The sequence below is a fragment of the Streptomyces sp. NPDC032161 genome, assembly GCF_040636995.1.
In the GTDB taxonomy this organism is placed as follows: Bacteria; Actinomycetota; Actinomycetes; order Streptomycetales; family Streptomycetaceae; genus Streptomyces.
On sequence record NZ_JBEZVN010000006.1, the window covers coordinates 120,425 to 135,829 of the forward strand.

Annotated in this window: 16 protein-coding genes; 11 read left to right on the forward strand and 5 right to left on the reverse strand. The window is 70.0% G+C overall.

Annotated features, from left to right (window positions below):
- Position 1: 1 nt before the first annotated feature.
- Positions 2 to 982, reverse strand: a complete 981-nt coding sequence (locus AB0E67_RS16565) for a DUF1702 family protein (protein WP_362026745.1) — start codon at positions 980 to 982, stop codon at positions 2 to 4.
- Between the two features lie 323 nt (positions 983 to 1,305).
- On the opposite strand from AB0E67_RS16565, the gene AB0E67_RS16570 reads away from it, so the two are divergent.
- From AB0E67_RS16570 to AB0E67_RS16605, 8 genes are all read left to right on the forward strand, one after another.
- Positions 1,306 to 1,950, forward strand: coding sequence for a winged helix-turn-helix transcriptional regulator (locus AB0E67_RS16570; RefSeq protein ID WP_362026748.1), 645 nt, complete (start codon positions 1,306 to 1,308; stop codon positions 1,948 to 1,950).
- Positions 1,951 to 2,255: 305 nt separating this feature from the next.
- Entirely contained in the window at positions 2,256 to 2,726 is a 471-nt protein-coding gene (locus AB0E67_RS16575; protein WP_362026751.1) for a YdeI/OmpD-associated family protein, read from the forward strand.
- A 126-nt stretch (positions 2,727 to 2,852) separates the two neighbouring features.
- Positions 2,853 to 3,890, forward strand: coding sequence for an SRPBCC domain-containing protein (locus tag AB0E67_RS16580; protein ID WP_362026753.1), 1,038 nt, complete (start codon positions 2,853 to 2,855; stop codon positions 3,888 to 3,890).
- A 32-nt stretch (positions 3,891 to 3,922) separates the two neighbouring features.
- Complete coding sequence (locus tag AB0E67_RS16585) at positions 3,923 to 5,182, forward strand: cytochrome P450 (protein ID WP_362026756.1); 1,260 nt, start codon at positions 3,923 to 3,925, stop codon at positions 5,180 to 5,182.
- A gap of 40 nt (positions 5,183 to 5,222) precedes the next feature.
- Positions 5,223 to 6,248, forward strand: coding sequence for an ATP-binding cassette domain-containing protein (locus AB0E67_RS16590; protein ID WP_362026759.1), 1,026 nt, complete (start codon positions 5,223 to 5,225; stop codon positions 6,246 to 6,248).
- Positions 6,245 to 7,045, forward strand: coding sequence for an ABC transporter permease (locus AB0E67_RS16595; protein ID WP_362026762.1), 801 nt, complete (start codon positions 6,245 to 6,247; stop codon positions 7,043 to 7,045). Before AB0E67_RS16590 ends, AB0E67_RS16595 begins: the two co-directional genes overlap by 4 nt.
- Before the next feature lie 33 nt (positions 7,046 to 7,078).
- Positions 7,079 to 7,816 carry a sulfotransferase family protein gene (locus tag AB0E67_RS16600; protein ID WP_362026765.1) on the forward strand — a complete coding sequence of 246 codons (738 nt, stop codon included), beginning with the start codon at positions 7,079 to 7,081 and terminating at the stop codon, positions 7,814 to 7,816.
- A gap of 46 nt (positions 7,817 to 7,862) precedes the next feature.
- Positions 7,863 to 9,179 (forward strand): alkyl sulfatase dimerization domain-containing protein, encoded by a 1,317-nt coding sequence (locus AB0E67_RS16605; protein WP_362026768.1) that lies wholly within the window; start codon positions 7,863 to 7,865, stop codon positions 9,177 to 9,179.
- An 89-nt stretch (positions 9,180 to 9,268) separates the two neighbouring features.
- Here the strand turns inward: AB0E67_RS16605 and AB0E67_RS16610 are convergent, their stop codons facing one another.
- Both AB0E67_RS16610 and AB0E67_RS16615 read right to left on the reverse strand, forming a co-directional pair.
- On the reverse strand, positions 9,269 to 9,664 hold the full coding sequence (locus AB0E67_RS16610; protein WP_362026771.1) for a VOC family protein: 396 nt from the start codon (positions 9,662 to 9,664) through the stop codon (positions 9,269 to 9,271).
- 153 nt (positions 9,665 to 9,817) lie between these two features.
- Positions 9,818 to 10,513, reverse strand: coding sequence for a hypothetical protein (locus tag AB0E67_RS16615; RefSeq protein WP_362026774.1), 696 nt, complete (start codon positions 10,511 to 10,513; stop codon positions 9,818 to 9,820).
- 187 nt (positions 10,514 to 10,700) lie between these two features.
- Here AB0E67_RS16615 and AB0E67_RS16620 point away from each other — a divergent pair, with 187 nt between their 5' ends.
- The 3 genes from AB0E67_RS16620 to AB0E67_RS16630 all read left to right on the forward strand — a co-directional run bounded on the left by AB0E67_RS16620 (position 10,701) and on the right by AB0E67_RS16630 (position 13,595).
- Complete coding sequence (locus AB0E67_RS16620; protein WP_362026777.1) at positions 10,701 to 11,546, forward strand: methyltransferase domain-containing protein; 846 nt, start codon at positions 10,701 to 10,703, stop codon at positions 11,544 to 11,546.
- Between the two features lie 8 nt (positions 11,547 to 11,554).
- The gene (locus tag AB0E67_RS16625) at positions 11,555 to 12,892 is read left to right on the forward strand and encodes a cytochrome P450 (RefSeq protein ID WP_362027073.1); all 1,338 of its coding nucleotides are present in this window, start codon (positions 11,555 to 11,557) and stop codon (positions 12,890 to 12,892) included.
- 265 nt (positions 12,893 to 13,157) lie between these two features.
- Entirely contained in the window at positions 13,158 to 13,595 is a 438-nt protein-coding gene (locus AB0E67_RS16630; protein ID WP_362026780.1) for an enediyne antibiotic chromoprotein, read from the forward strand.
- A gap of 370 nt (positions 13,596 to 13,965) precedes the next feature.
- Here the strand turns inward: AB0E67_RS16630 and AB0E67_RS16635 are convergent, their stop codons facing one another.
- Positions 13,966 to 14,385, reverse strand: a complete 420-nt coding sequence (locus tag AB0E67_RS16635; RefSeq protein WP_362026782.1) for an RNHCP domain-containing protein — start codon at positions 14,383 to 14,385, stop codon at positions 13,966 to 13,968.
- A gap of 39 nt (positions 14,386 to 14,424) precedes the next feature.
- A complete protein-coding gene (locus AB0E67_RS16640) occupies positions 14,425 to 14,763 on the reverse strand; it encodes an RNHCP domain-containing protein (RefSeq protein WP_362027075.1) in 339 nt (112 codons plus the stop codon).
- Positions 14,764 to 15,405: the final 642 nt, after the last annotated feature.

The following is a 15,405-nucleotide window of genomic DNA, read 5'->3' on the forward strand; positions in this document are numbered from 1 at the left end:
GTCAATCACTGAAGTGGCGCTGTATCCGGCCGCGCCACTCCTGGTAGGCGGGCCGCGATCCGTCCGGTGGCAGTTCCTGCCGGGCCGTGTGGGTGACCTCGGCGGCCTCCGCGGCTCCGACGCCGCACACGAGCCGTACCGCCTGCTCGGTCCAGTCGGTGGCGAGTCCGGCACCGAGCCGTGCCTCCGCGGCGAACGCGGCGCCCTGGCGCAGTTCGGGCAGATGCCTGCCCGCGTACTCCGTCAGCTGACGCAGCGCCTGCGGGGTTCCGGCCTCGGAGTAGACGGCGGCCAGCCCCGCCCCGGCCCACAGGTCGGGGTGGCGGTCCGGGGCGTAGCGCCGGATACGGCCGGCCAGGCGGCCGGGGTCGGCGCACTCGACGAACCACATCGCCCGGCCGATCCCCTGGTCGACCACATGGGCCACCGCCGACTGCGGGCCGGGCCAGGCCGGCAGCCTCGCCGCCCAGCGTCCGTCGGCCCGTGTTCCCGTGCGGAAGTAGGCTTCGTGGAACCCGTATCCGTCCAGTGCCAGCCAGCGCAGCAGCGGATCGTCCGGTACGACGTGCCGCCACAGGGGTGGGGGAAGACGGGCGAGGGCCCATCCCGCGCCCACGTGCACCATGTACCGATGGGCGGTGCCCGAGGAGCCGAGGAGACGGGCCACCCGGTCGCGCCGCCGCGGACCGACGGCGTCCAGCATGGCCAGCCCCATCGCGGCACCCTCGTAGGCGAAGCCCTGGTGCGCGCGCGGAACGCCCGCGCCGAGGACGTGACCGAGCCGCTCGACGTCGGTGCCGGAGGTGGCCGTGCGCAGCCCGGACAGAAAGGCGAGCCCGACGGTCTCCAGGCGGCGTCGGTCCCTCTCCGTTCCCTGATGGAAGCCCCTTCGGGCGAACGTGGTGGCGCCGGGCGGAGGAGTGATGAGAAGGCCGCGGAGTCGCAGCAGGAGCCTGGAGGAGAAGCAGTGGACCGCGGGCACGGACTCTCCCAAAAGTCGGATGTGGCCCAGGGGGTGGGTTCCCCTGCACGGGGCACAAGTGGTTCGCGGCAGGAACTCGGCCCACATTCTTGCGGCTACGGCCGGAGTCGTTGAAGAGCCCGAAGGTTTCTGACTGAAACTACTCGTTCAGTGTGAGTTTTTATAGCTGTAAGCCGTTCACGGAACTCGGGTTCTCACCTTCGGTGTTACTCCTAGGGTGTTGGCAGTTGCCGGGATCACGTCAGCCGGGGCGCCGTATGGCGTCTCTCACATCCCGAGATGTTACTATTCAAACGTATAGTATCTGGCCGAGGTGAGGCAGCGTGGCGCAACGTACGTACGGGCAGATGTGCGGGATAGCCGTCGCCCTGGACGTTCTCGGTGAGCGGTGGACACTGCTCCTCGTCCGCGAGTTGCTGATCGGCCCTCAGCGGTTCAACGAACTGCTCGCCGGGCTGCCCGGCATGGGCCCCAACCTGCTCTCCGAACGGTTGCAGTCGCTCACCGGACGAGGCGTCGTCGAGGCCCAGCGGGTGGCGGATGACAAGCGCGCGCGGCTGTACCGGCTCACCGCGCTCGGCGAGCGGCTGCGCGAACCGGTCCTCCTGCTCGGCCGCTGGGGCATGGCCATGCTGGAGCCCGACGAACACGCCCACACCCGTGCCGAGTGGGGCGTGCTGGCCGTGGAGGCGATGACGCGCGGTCAGGAAGTCGCCGACCGCGACGAGGCCTACGAGTTCCACATCGACGACCTGGTGTTCCACATTGCGGTGGCCGACGGGACGGCGTCGGTGCGGCGGGGGCCGGCACAGGAGCCCACGATGACGGCCGTGTCGTGCTCACAGACCTTCGTCAAGATCGGGGGAGGGCTGATCAGCCCCTTCGAGGCCGTCGCGGCCGGGGAACTCACCCTCGGCGGGGACCGGGAGGCGATCCTGCGCTGCTGCAAGTTGCTGGGCCTGCTGTGACGGCCTGCCGGGCGACCTTCGACCGAAAGCGGACGCGGCGTGGTGCGCGCGATTCCGAGGCGGCGGGATGGCCTGGACGGGTCCCCCTGTTCCAGCGAAGCCGAGAGCTCGGGGAAGGCGCTGCCATGGGATTTCGGCAACGCCGGAAGCGTGCGTGCCAGGGCGTGGCCGCCCGGTCGGAGGTCACCCGGCAGGCTCTGAGCCGGAGTGGCGAAAACCGTCGCCCGCGGCCGCCGGGCCGGTAGAGTCCGCCTCCTTCCGAGCCGCCCGGCACGGGCGGCCGTGTCGAGTGAGAGGAGCCGTTCGTGAGCGAGACCTTCCGCGCCACACTGGTCCGTGAGGCCGGTGTCGGAACGTGGACCTATGTGGCCGTGCCCCCGGAGACGGCGGCACGCCTGGGTACTGCGGCGCGCATCCCGGTGGTGGCCGAGGTGGAGGGCGTTTCCTTCACCGGTTCGGTGATGACGGGACGGGAGCAGTCGCGGTATCTGGTGGTCAACCGGTCCGTACGGGACCAGGCCGGCGTCGCCGAAGGGGACACCGTCTCCGTGCGGTTGCGCGTCGACACGGCCGAGCGCCGGGTCGAGGCCCCCGACGACCTGACCGAGGCGCTGGCGGGCGTCCCTGCCGCACGGAGGACCTACGAGGGCCTGTCGTACTCGCGCCAGAAGGAGTACGTCACGTGGCTGGAGGCGGCGAAGCGGCCCGAGACCAGACAACGCAGGCTCGCGAAGGCCCTGGACCTGCTCGCGGAGGGGCGCGCTCTGAAGGGCTGAGGCAGCGCGACGGGTGCCTGCGGACCGCGGGTTCAGGGCAACCTGCGAGAAGCTTCGCGCGGAAGACACCCCCTAGCGTGATCAAGCGTCACTGACCGGCGTCCACGACCGCTTCGGGGGTTGCCCGTGCCCACAGAGTTCGCCGCACACGATCCCGCCGCCGCCCCCGACTGGCCCCGGTTCCCCGGCCTCGCCCCGGGCGAGGCGGTCAAGGCGTTCCCGCCGCTCGACACCGCACCCGCCCGCTCCATCGTCCAGGACCGCTGGGAGCGGCTCGTCGCGCGTACCGTCGTCCCGGAGCCGCCGGAGCGGGTATGGGCGGCCCTGACCGCTCCGGACGAGGTGCGCCACTGGCTCGCGGTGTGCCGGGGTGTGCCCGCACGCGAGGGCCGGGAGTATCTCCTCGACTTCGAGGACGGTGAGTTCTTCCAGTGCCGTACGGAGGCGGCGACGGCACCGTCCGCCGACGGGAGCGGGATCCTGCGCCACCTCTGGCGCTGGGGCGGCGTGGGTCCGGCGACCCGGGTGATCTGGGAACTCGACCCCGTGGACGGGGGCACCCGGCTCACGGCGACCGAGGAAGCGTTCAACCCGCCCTCCGACTGGCGGTCGTGGAACGGCAACGGCTGGCCCGGCATCCTCGACCAGCTCGCCGGCTATCTGCGCACCGGTACGACGTGGCGCTGGCCCTGGCGACGCATGGGCCCCTACGTGCAGATAGAACTGGAGGCGGCCCCGTACGACGCCTGGGACGTGCTGTCGAAGCCCGAGGCGCTGCGGTACTGGCTCCAGCGGCGTCGCGGCGACTTCACCACGGGATCGAAGCTCGTCCTGGTCATGGGGGACGCCAGCGGCATCGTGGAGATGACCGTGCACCGGCACGTCGAGCCGAACCAGGAGTTCCCCTCGTACCTGCCCTGGCTCGAATTCGGGCTTCGCCGCGCGTCCTGGCCCGTGGAGCTGGGCGGAAAGCTGTACATCGAGCCCGCCGGACTCGACCGCAGCCTCTTCCAGATCTTCGTCGACAACTGGGAGAACGTACCGGCCGCGGCGCAACGGGAGGAGCGCCAGGTCGTCGCGCGGTTCTTCCGCGACTCCATGGTGCGGGCACAACAGCTGGTCGCCCCGCGGCCCAGCCCGTCCCATCCGCACGGCTGGTCCTGATCCGCTCTCCGTCCGGACGACAGAGGTATGCCATGACTGAGCAGGACATCGCCAAGGTGGTGCCGGGCCCTGGCCGGGACGTGCTGCAACTGCTGATGTCGCCCCCGGCCCACCTCGACCCCTACCCGGTCTATGCGTGGCTGCGGGAGAACGCGCCGGTCTGCGCGAGCGCGTACGGGGCCTTCCTCATCAGCAGGTACGCCGACGTGGAGTTCGTGCTGAAGCATCCCGAGATCTTCCCCGGGGTTTCCGAGGAGGCCATGGCGCAGATGTTCCCGCAGGCGGTGGGGCACGAGGCGTACGAGGTGCTGGTGACGTCGCTCGTCGGCAGCAATCCCCCCAGGCACACCCGGCTCCGCGGGCTGATCGGCAGGGAGTTCACCTCCCGGCGCGTGGGCGGACTGCGGGCGTCCGTCGATTCCCTGGCGGACCGCCTGGTGGACGAGGCCGCCGAACGGCTGCGGGCCGGGGAGGCGGTGGACCTGCACACCGCGGTGTCCCTTCCCATGCCCCTGCACGTGATCTCCGACCTGCTGGGCATCCCGTCCGCCGACCGCTCACGGCTGGCGGTGCTGGTGCCGGCGATGATGAACGTGGTCGACCCCGCTGCCTCGCCCGAGGCGGTGAGCGCCGCCGATGCCGCCTTTTGCGAACTTGGCGAATATCTCGACGGGTTGATCGCCGAACGACGCAGGGCGCCGCGGGACGACCTCGTGTCCGCGCTGGTCCTCGTGCACGACGAGGACCACGACCGGCTCGGTGACGACGAGTTGCGCACGCTGTTGTTCACCTTGTGGTCGGCGGGGTTCGAGACCACCGCCACGGGCATCGACAACGCGCTGCTGGTCCTCATCGAGCGGCCGGAGACGCGGAAGTGGCTGCTCGGCGACGAGTCCGGCACGGCCGCCTTCGTGGAGGAGACGCTGCGGCACGACCCCTCCGTGCAGGTCGCGCCAGGCATCCGGTTTGCCGCCATGGACACGGTTCTGAGCGGGGTGACCATTCCGCGGGGCACACAGGTACGGCTCATGCTCGGCGCCGCCAGCCGGGACCCCGCCGCCTATCCGCAGCCTGACGAATTCCTGCCGGGGCGCGAAGGCGCCGCCCCGCTGAGCTTCGGAGCCGGCATCCACTACTGCCTCGGGGCCGGACTGTCCCGCCTGGAGATGACGGCCGTACTGCCACGGATGCAGCGCAGGCTGCCGGCTCTCGCCCTGGACGGCCCGCCCGGGCGCCGTCGGTCCATCCCGCTGAGGGACTTCACGTCCCTCGTGGTGCGACTCGCGGAGTGACATGGGGCCCGGTACGCAAGAGCGACAGAAAGGGGTGGCCGTGGCGGACTCGATCACGGTGGAAGGACTCGGCAAGCGACTCGGCAAGAAGCAGGTCCTGGAGGGCATATCGCTGTCGGCGCCCCCGGGGTCGGTGGTCGCGCTGCTGGGGCCGAACGGTGCCGGCAAGACGACGATGGTGAGGGTGCTCTCGACGCTGCTGCGGCCCGATGCCGGACGGGTGGTGATCTGCGGAGTCGACGTGGTGGCCCATCCCCGGCGCATCCGCGCGATGATCGGTCTGACGGGCCAGTTCGCCGCGGTGGACGACGTGCTGACGGGCCGGGAGAACCTCGAACTGGTCGCCCGGCTGTACCGGATGGGCAGGACCCCGGCCCGGGCCAGAACGGAGGAGCTGCTGGACCGGTTCGGGCTCGGCGAGGCGGCGGACCGGCTGGTGCGCACGTACTCGGGCGGTATGCGCCGACGTCTGGACCTCGCCGCGAGCCTGCTGACAAGGCCTGCGGTGCTGTTCCTCGACGAACCGACGACCGGGCTCGACCTGCGATCCCGGCTGGGCCTGTGGTCGGAGATCGAGCAGCTTGTCAGGGACGGGACCACACTGCTGCTGACGACGCAGTATCTGGAGGAGGCGGACCGGCTCGCCAGTACGGTGACCGTCCTCGATCAGGGCCGGACGGTGGCCCAGGGGACACCGGCCGCGCTCAAGGACCAGATCGGCGGCGACCGCGTCGAGTTCGCGCTGGCGGACCCCGCGGACCTGGACCGCGCCACGGGCATCCTGCGGTCCCACGTCGGCGAGGAGCCGCAGCTCGACCGGACACTGGCCCGGGTGACGTTGCGCCTGCCCGACGGTGAGGACTCGGTCGGCGCCATGCTTCGGGACCTGCGCCACGACGGGGTGGGGGTGTCCACCCACGTGGTCCGCAGTCCGACTCTGGACGATGTCTTCCTCGCCCTGACGGGCAGTGGCATCGCCGACAGCGGTGGAGCACACGACGACACGGGCGGCGGGCGCACCTCGCGTCGTGGGCCGGGCCGCCCGGCGAGAGGAGAAGGACGATGAGCACACCCGTGTCCACCGGGGGGCCGGGGATGCTGCGGGGCCTCAACGACGCCTGGCTGCTGGCCGGCCGGAACATGCGGCACATCCGGCGGCGCCCCGACCAGCTCATGGCGGCGGTTCTCCAGCCGATCATGTTCTTCATCCTGTTCGCCTACATCTTCGGCGGTGCGATCACCGTGCCGGGCGGTGAGTACAAGCAGTTCCTGCTGCCCGGGGTCTTCGGCCAGGTCATCGTCTTCGGCGGGCTGGCCGGCATGTGCGTCGGCATCGCCGAGGACATGCGCAACGGCATGATGGACCGCTTCCGTTCCCTTCCCATCAACAGTGCCTCCGTCCTGTTCGGAAGGACCATCGCGGAGTCGGTGCGCAACCTGATCGCACTGATCGTGACCGGTGCCGTGGGGCTCGCATTCGGGTTCCGCTTCCACGGATCGTTCACCGACACGCTCGCCGGCGCCGGCATCCTGCTGCTCTTCGGCTTCGCGCTCTCCTGGGTCCTCGCTTGTGTCGGCATCACCGCGTCCAGCGCGGAGGGCGCCCAGACCACGGCGATGCCCTGGCTGTTCCTCCTGGGTTTCGTCAGCTCGGCCTTCGTCCCCACCACCGCGATGCCTGACTGGCTGCGGACGGTGGCGGACCACAGCCCGGTGACGCTGACGATCAACGCGGCACGGGCCTGGTTCAACGGCGCGTCGCCGGGCGACCAGTGGTGGCAGTCCGTGGTGTGGTCGGCGGCGCTGCTGGTCGTCTTCGTTCCGCTCGCGACGCGGCTCTTCCGCCGCGCCGTCGCCGCCTGACGCCGCGCCTCCGCTGAAGAGGAAGGCAGCTTTGTGGACATCATCGGCGCCGGCCTCGGCCGCACCGGAACGACATCGCTCCAGCAGGCCCTCGACATCCTGGGATTCGGCCCCGTCTATCACACCAAGGAGATCTTCCGAGATCCCCGGCGGCTTGCCGACTGGGAATCCGTCGTGAACGGTGGCCCACAGGACTGGAGCCGGATCTTCGACGGCTACCGATCGACGGTGGACTGGCCCGGGGCGGCGTTCTGGAAGGAATTGTCCGAGTACTATCCACAGGCCCGGGTCATCCTCACCGTCCGGAATCCCCAGACCTGGTACGCGAGCTGCCGGAACACCATCTTCATCTCGTACCGCCGGGGAATCGTGTGGCGGATCCTCCTTCCTCTCCTGCGCATCCCGCTACTGGCCGCGGACAAGCGGCTCCGGAATTTCCGGCAGGTCTTCGATGCCCTCTTCCGACGGCATTTCGGCAGTCGGCCCATCGGGGACCGGGACACAGCGGTCGCGGTATTCCAGGAGCACGTGGAGAGGGTGAGAAAGGATGTTCCCGCAGAACGACTGCTGGAATATCAGGTCACACAGGGATGGGAACCCCTCTGTGCTTTCCTCGGTGTCCCGGTGCCGGACGCGCCCTTTCCCCATGAGAACGATCGCGGTGCCTGGAAGCGCTTCACCCGCTCCCACGTCCTGCGGGGGCTGCGGAAGATCGCCGCCCGGCCGTTCCGCGGTCCGGCGAGCAGGGGCCGGTCCCCCGGCGACGGATGAGGCCCGGCGGCACCGACCAACTGGACACGTCCGAGAAGGGGGAGACGTGAACGACCTGATGAAGTACGCCGAACGAGTCTGGACGGGGGAGGAGGACCTGTCCGCCTACTTCGGCGGAGCCCTGCGCAAGGAGGGGCTCCGGCCGGTCGCCGACGACGTCTGGATGTGGCCCGCCACCGGCAACGTCTATGTCTTCCGTTCGTCCGAGGGCCTGCTCCTGTTCGACTCCGGCGACCGCCGTACGGCGCGGGACCTGCACGCCGCGGTCCGGGCGCTGACGAAGGACCCCGTGCACAGCATCGTCTACTCGCACGGCCACGTCGACCACGTCCTCGGAGTGCCCCCGTTCGACGAGGAGGCGGCCGGTGGTGACGGCGCGGGCCCCCGGGTGATCGCGCACGAGGCGGTGCAGCGGAGATTCGACCGCTATGTGCTGACCGCCGGCTACAACACCGTGATCAACCGTCGGCAGTTCCGTGCGCCGAGGATGACGTGGCCCACGGTGTTCCGGAGCCCCGACCGGACCTACAGCGACCGGACGGACCTGCGGATCGGCGGGGTGGACGTGCACCTCAGACACGGCAGGGGAGAGACGGACGACGCCACGATGGCGTGGTTCCCCGACGCCGGAATCCTGTGCTGCGGCGACTTCTACGCCTGGAACGCGCCGAACGCCGGCAATCCGCAGAAGGTCCAGCGCCATGTCGCCGAGTGGGCCCGGGCGCTGCGCTGGATGGCGGGTCTCGGGGCAAAACTCCTGCTGCCCGGGCACGGCGTGCCGATCGCCGGCGGCGACCGGATCGAGGAGACCCTCACGGCCTCGGCCACGTTCCTGGAACAGCTGCACGACCAGGTGCTGGAGCTGATGAACCGGGGTGCCTCCCTGGACGAGGTGCTGCGCGGAGTGACGCCGGACCAGTCCCTGCTGAGCAGGCCCTATCTGCGCCCGACCTATGACGACCCGGAGTTCGTCGTCCGCAACCTGTGGCGCTGCTACGGGGGTTGGTACGACGGTGACCCGTCCGCGCTGCGACCGGCTCCCAGGGAAGAACTCGCCGGTGAGATCGCAGGGCTGGCCGGAGGAGCTCTGGTGCTGGCCCGCAGGGCGAGCGACCTCGTCGACCGCGGGCAGTACCGACTGGCCGGCCATCTGGCGGAGTTGGCCGCGCTGTGCGTGTCCGCGGACGACCCCGGCCACGCCGAGGTGCACGCGACCCGGGCCCGGGTCTTTTCCGCACTGGAGGAATCGTCGGGCTCCTTCATGGCCCGCTCCGTCTACGGCTGGACGGCAGCACGGTCGAGGTCCCTTGCCGCGGGAGGGGACGGCGAACACGAAGCGGACGGCGACCGCTGGGCACCGTGACACCGGCGGCCGAAGGACCCCGCCGCCGTACGAACGAGCGGTGCCCGGCCGGAAGGCGTCCGGCCGGGCACCGCTCGCTCGGGTCGCGCTCAGCGGGCCTCGGGCTCCTCGACGATCAGAAGGTGGTTCCCGTCGGGGTCGTTGATCGAGAAGAACGAACCCCAAGGCGCTTCCATCAGCGGCCCGTTCGACTGAAGTCCCTTGCCGGTGATTTCCGCGTGGAGAGCCGACACATCGTCGGCCGCCACGGAGAACTGCTGCATTCCGGGCTTCATTCCGCCGACGTCCCAGGTGACCAGGACGATGGAGCAACCGCCACCCGGCGCGGCAAGCTGGAGCCAGCGCAGACCGGGCTCCGGAGGCATTTCCTCAGGCGTCATCTCGTGGTCGTTGATGACAGCGAATCCCAGTTTTTCGTAGAAGCCCTTTGCGACCTCCTGATCGGTCACCGGGACGGAAAGGAGCGTGATGTGGCGGATGCCCATGCGTGAACTCCAACTGAAAGTCGGGCAGTCGGCTTTTGACGCTGTCAGGCTAACCGATACGGGCGGCATCCCGCGGCGGTACATGGCAGGGAGTCATGGGCCTCATTCCTCCGCCGCGGGAGCCGCGCTCCGTTCCCGGCCGGCCGGGCGCCGTTACTCGCCGATTCCGGCGGCTGCCGCCTCGGACGGATTGACATCACAGACCCGGACCAGGACGTCATAGGCCACCAGAGCGCCACGGACGACTTCGTTGTAGAGGTCCTGCGAGGCCAGCGCGAGGTCGCGCATCGGCTGCATGTACATCATGAAGAAAGCGTTGAAATCGTAGTTGGCCAGAATGGTGTGGCCGTTTTCCTCCATGGCCTGCAGCAATTGCACCCTGACACGCAGCTTGCGCAGTCGAGAGATGCGCGCCTGGGCCATGCCGGTGAACCCGCCCTCGCCGAGCTGACGCAGCGTCTGCTCGTAGCACTCGTCGCGCCCCTTGGCCAACGCCGCGGCCGCGTATGCCTGCAGGCTCTGGTAGTGGCCGACGGCCAGGTCGATCTGGCCCACGGTGCCGTCCAGCGCCCGGAAGCAGGCGTCATAGGTCGAACGGACCTGCTTCATGGCCGAGGTCACCTTGTCGGGGTCCACCTCGCCACTCGGTGAGACGGCCGTCCCGGAAGCCTCCACGACGTACCGGACCGTGTCGTCGAGCGCTGCCAGCGCGTCCATCGTGTCGCGTACGGACCGAAGGGTCGCGGCGGTCGCCACGGCGTCGGCGACCAGCCCCTCGGAGATCTCCGCTGCCTCGTCGGTCGAGTAGTTGGTCGGAGGACATTCGTTGTGCAGGCCGAGCACGCCCACTGTCTTCTCCTGTCGCCGGGGATGGAGAGAGTGCTCCTCGACGATAGGAAGCGCACCGCTCGGGCCACTACTTCCAGGTTGCGTGCCGGGTCGCGGTACAACCGAGCAATACGGGAGAAGACGGCGTCGGCCGTGGCGGGGAAGGATGCGTGTCACGGCGTGCCCGAGCGAAGGGAAGTGCCGCTCCATGAAGCAGAGAACCTCCGAGGCCGGTGAGGGGTCCGCGGTTCCCGAGGTGTTCGAGCGCGCGGCGCCCGCCTACGACAGGACCGGGGTCGAGTTCTTCGCGCCGCTCGGTCGGCGCCTCGTCGAGAGCGCACGGCTCGGCCGCGGTCAGTACGTCCTGGACGTCGGCTGCGGGCGTGGTGCATGCACCTTGCCCGCAGCCGAGGCGGTGGGGGACGAAGGGCGGGTGACGGCCATCGACGCCTCACCGGCCATGGTCCGTGCCACGGCCCGCATGGTGGCCGAGCGCTCGTTGCGGCAGGTCGCCGTCGAGGAGGGGGACGCCATGTCCCCGACCTTCCCCGCAGACTCCTTCGACGCCGTGATCGCCGGCCTCGTCGTCTTCATGCTTCCCGATCCGGCGACCGCGCTGCGCAACTACGCCACACTGTTGCGGCCTGGCGGCCGGCTCACGATGAGCTCCTTCGGACCGGTCGATCCTCGCTTCTTCCACGTCACGGACGTGCTTCTGGGCTTCCTGCCGGACGGGCCGCCGGACATCCCCGGACAGGGGAACTCGCCGTTCGGGAGCAGGGACTCGCTGACGCGCCTGGTCGGCTCGGCGGGTTTCACGGGGGTGAAGGTGGACGAGGCCGACTTCGACCTCGGCTTCGACACACCCGGCCAGTGGTGGGACTGGCTGTGGCAGACCGGAGGGCGGGTGGTGCTGGAGGCGGTCCCGCCGGACCGGCTCGACGCCGCCCGGGAGGCCGCGTACCGGCGCATGGACGAGGTGCGCGACGCGGAAGGACGACTGACCGTGCGCTGGAACCTGTGGTTCACGCACGCGGTCTCCCGGAAGGGATGACACGGAAGATGCCGGGGCAGCCTCCTCTCGCGCCGGGTGCTCTGCCTCTGGTGGGACACGCGGCGTCGTTCCTCAGTGATCCCGTCGCCGTGATGAGCGCCGGCCGACGGACGCACGGACCGGTCTTCTCCATCCGGCTGGGGCCGAAGCGGGCGGCTGTCGTGGTGGGCCCCGAGGAGAGCCGGGCGACCCTGGCGCTTCCGGAGAGCACACTCGCGGTGCGGCCGGTCTACCAGTGGCTGAGACCGATGTTCGGTGAGGTCATGCAGGCCGCCGTCCACACGGACTACCTCACGCAGCGCACGGCGCTGCTGCCCGTGTTCCGAGGGCGGCACGTGTCCGACCGGGTGGCCCCCGTGGCCCAGGACATCCATGCCTGGACGACGACGCTGGGCCATGCCGGGCGGTTCGACGCCCACCGGGACCTGGAGCGCCTCACACTCGACATCGCGATCGGGCTCGTGCTGGGCACGGACTTCCGGTCGCGCCGCGGCGAGGAGTTCCGCTCCCTCTTCCTCGATGTGGCCGCGGGCATGGACTTCTTCCTGCCGGAACACTTTCCCGCGCCGCGCCTGATACGCCGCAACCGTGCGCGGCGCCGGCTCTTCGCCATGCTGTCGCCGGAGCTGGAGGCGGCGCGGACCGACCCGGACCCGGAGCGGCGCGGATACCTCGGCCGTATCGCCGGGAGCCACGACCGTTCCGGGGCTCCGTTCGACGACGACACCGCCGTTGGGCTCGCGCTCATCCTGTGCTACGCGTCGTACGAGACCACCGCCGCGCAGCTGGCCTGGGTGCTGGTGCTGCTGCTTCAGCACCCAGGCCGGCTCAAACGGGTGCTCGACGAGGTCCACACACTTCTTCCCGACCGCCGGGCACTGCCCTCCCTCACCGATCTGCGAAGGCTGGAGCTGCTGGGAGCCTGCCTGCTCGAAGCCCAGCGCCTGCGTCCCGCCACCAGCATGCTGACCCGATTCGTGGCGGAGCCCTTCACGGTCGGTGGCTACGAGATACCTCAAGGATGGAACACCTTGTTCTGTCCGCCGGTCACACACCGTTCACCGGACCTCTATCCCGATCCCGACTCCTTCGACCCGGAGCGTTTCTCCTCGGAACGCGACCCCGACGGGCGTGCCGCGGGGCGGTTGCTGAACCTTGGCGGCGGGGGCCACGCCTGTCTCGGCGGTCACCTCGCCGACATCGAGATGCGCCTGGTCGTCGCGCTGCTCGTGCGCCGGTTCGAGATGAGACTCGTCGACCCCCGGCCCGCACCCACGAGGAAGCCCGGGCCGAGCAGGCCCGCAGGCCCTTGTCTGATCGAGTACCGCGTCCGCTCCCATGTCTGAGAGGGAGGAGGCGGCGAACCGCGACCGGAAGATCAGAGGCGGTCGGCAGGGTGCTTCCACGGGGCGGGGAAACAGAAGCGGAGGGGCAAGGAGGCGAGGGGTGCGGAAAATTGGCTGAATTTCTCCGTGTCGAAATCGGTGGAGGATTAACACGCCTCGCCCGATAGGCGCTTCTTCTGTATTGCCGTGGGGAAATTGACAACCGGTCGAGCGCTCCTTAGTTTTATTGGAGATTCCTGAAGTCAGCACTCAAGGAGTGTTCCTGGTGTCTTTACGGAAAAGGCTCGTGCAAGCTACGGGATCTCTCACGGTACTGGCCGCGGCTGCGGCCCTCGGCCTCCAGACGCCCGCTTCGGCGGCGGCCCCGAAAGCCGTGGTGACGCCGTCGTCGGGACTCTCGAACGGTGCCGTCGTCAAGGTCACGGCCACCGGCCTGAAGCCCGGGACGACCTATAACGTGGGTCAGTGTTCCTCGGTGGACGGCGGCTCGCTCGCCTGCGACATGCCGGGGTTCACGCCGGTGACCGCGGACGGGAGCGGAAATCTGGAAGTGCAGGTGACCGTGCACAGCTCCTTCACCGGCTATCTGTACGACGGCAAGGCATGGGGCTCCGTCGACTGTGCGAAGCTGCAGTGCCTCGTCGGGATGGGGGATTCGTCGGGAAATGGCCCCGAGGGTATACCGATTTCGTTCTCGCGATAGACGCGAGAACGACAACGGCCAAGGGCTGTCCCGTGAATTCCCGGCGGGCGCCGGCCGCTGGCTGCGACACCTCGCCGCGTTGTCGGAACATCCGCATGCACCCGGCATGCGGACGTCTCCCCGCCTCGCGATGCGCCACGTCCGACGCCGCGCGCCTGCCCACCACGGATCACGGGACGGCCCTTGGGGCCGAGATCGGCATCGGCGCAGGGCCTTTCCGGTGAATCACGTGACTGGGGGCCGGGCGGTGCGGTTCCGTGATGCCTCGTATCGCCCGGCGCGTGGGCGGCCGTCGTGGCGAGGTGTGCCCTCCGGCCCCGGTCGCCGCCACCGTCCCCTGTCGGGCGGCGGCGACCGGGGCCGGTCCGCGTCACAGCACGAGCAGGGCCCGTACGGGGACGGCGGTGCCCGCCAGGGGGCGCACCGCCATCCGCATCAGCGCGAGGGCGTTGTCGTCCCCCGCGATGCGGTTGGCGCTCAGCTCGCCGCAGGACAGGCACTCGTGGATGAGCGCCCACTCCCCGTCCGGGCGGACGGACAGGCTCAGCGCCGCCATCCTGCCGCGGCACTCCGACGCCCGGTCGCCCGGTATCCGACGGTCGACGTGCAGGCTGGTCAGGCAGTGCGGGCAGTGGTTGCGGTGGGCGGTGCCCGGTGCGCTCAGCGGCACGTCGAGCCGGCAGCCGACGCAGCGGAACGCGTCGCCCCGGGCGCCGTCCGGGCCGTGCAGGACGTCCTTGCGGCGCTGTGGCCGGTGATGGGCCGATCGGCGCGGTCTACGTCGTGGCATGGCGGGACCTCCGTCCTCTCCTCGGTAGCGGCCGGGCGGTCACAGGTCACCGAACGCTTCGAGCGGGAAGGGCGGTTGGGCCAGCGGGCGCACGGCCATCCGCATCAGGATGAGCTGGTTGTCGTCCCCGCAGACCGGGTTGGAGGTCAGCTCGTCGCAGCGGGTGCAGCGGTGGATGACCATCCAGTCGCCGGTGCGCAGTACCGCGATGGAGATCGGGGTCATGCGGCCCCCGCAGTCGGACGGTCCGCCCTCGACGTGGTCGAGGCAGTGCTGCGAGTGCAGGCAGCTGGGGCAGTGGTTGCGGCGGTTGCCGTCCGGGGCGAGCGTGGCGATGGTCAGTCCGCACCACAGGCAGGTGAAGGTGCCGGTTCTCAGGACGGCACCGGCGCCGTGACCGTGCGGGACGGGCGTGGACGAGGAGGAGGTGGAGGAAGTGGAAGACGTCGACGAGCGGTGGCGGGGATGCTTGGTGGACACCCGGTGTTCTCCTTGCCGAAGAGGATGAGCAATGCAGCAGGGAAGGACCGAGTCGCCCTCGCGGGGCATGGAACCGGAGAACCACGACATCCGCACGGCAGGACGTGTCGGCGCACGGGAGCGAAGCGAAACCGCGCAGAAGCGAAACCGTGCAGAAGCGAAGCCACGTATCAGTGGGATCGCGTGCCGACGTCACCGCGTGTCGGCGGGGCCTCGTGCCGAGGACCTCGCGTCAGCGGGACCGTGTGTCAGGCCGTGTGTCAGTGGGATGCCGCGAGGTGCCGCGGGAGCGCGGGCACGCGCGGGTCCGGTCGCCCCGACGCCCTGGGAGCGCGACGAGGGAGGCTCGGAACCACTGGCCGGGGCATACATCAACTACTTTCCAGGGCAAGCGCCCACAGGTCATCCACGGTCGACACCGTGGCGGGTCCGAGCACGGTAACAACGCGCCCGGTTCCCGGGCCACCGGTTTTACGGTGTGCTCCGCGGGGTGCTTCACGGTGCCGGGCCCCGGTGCCCACCCCCGTCGGGAGCCCGCCC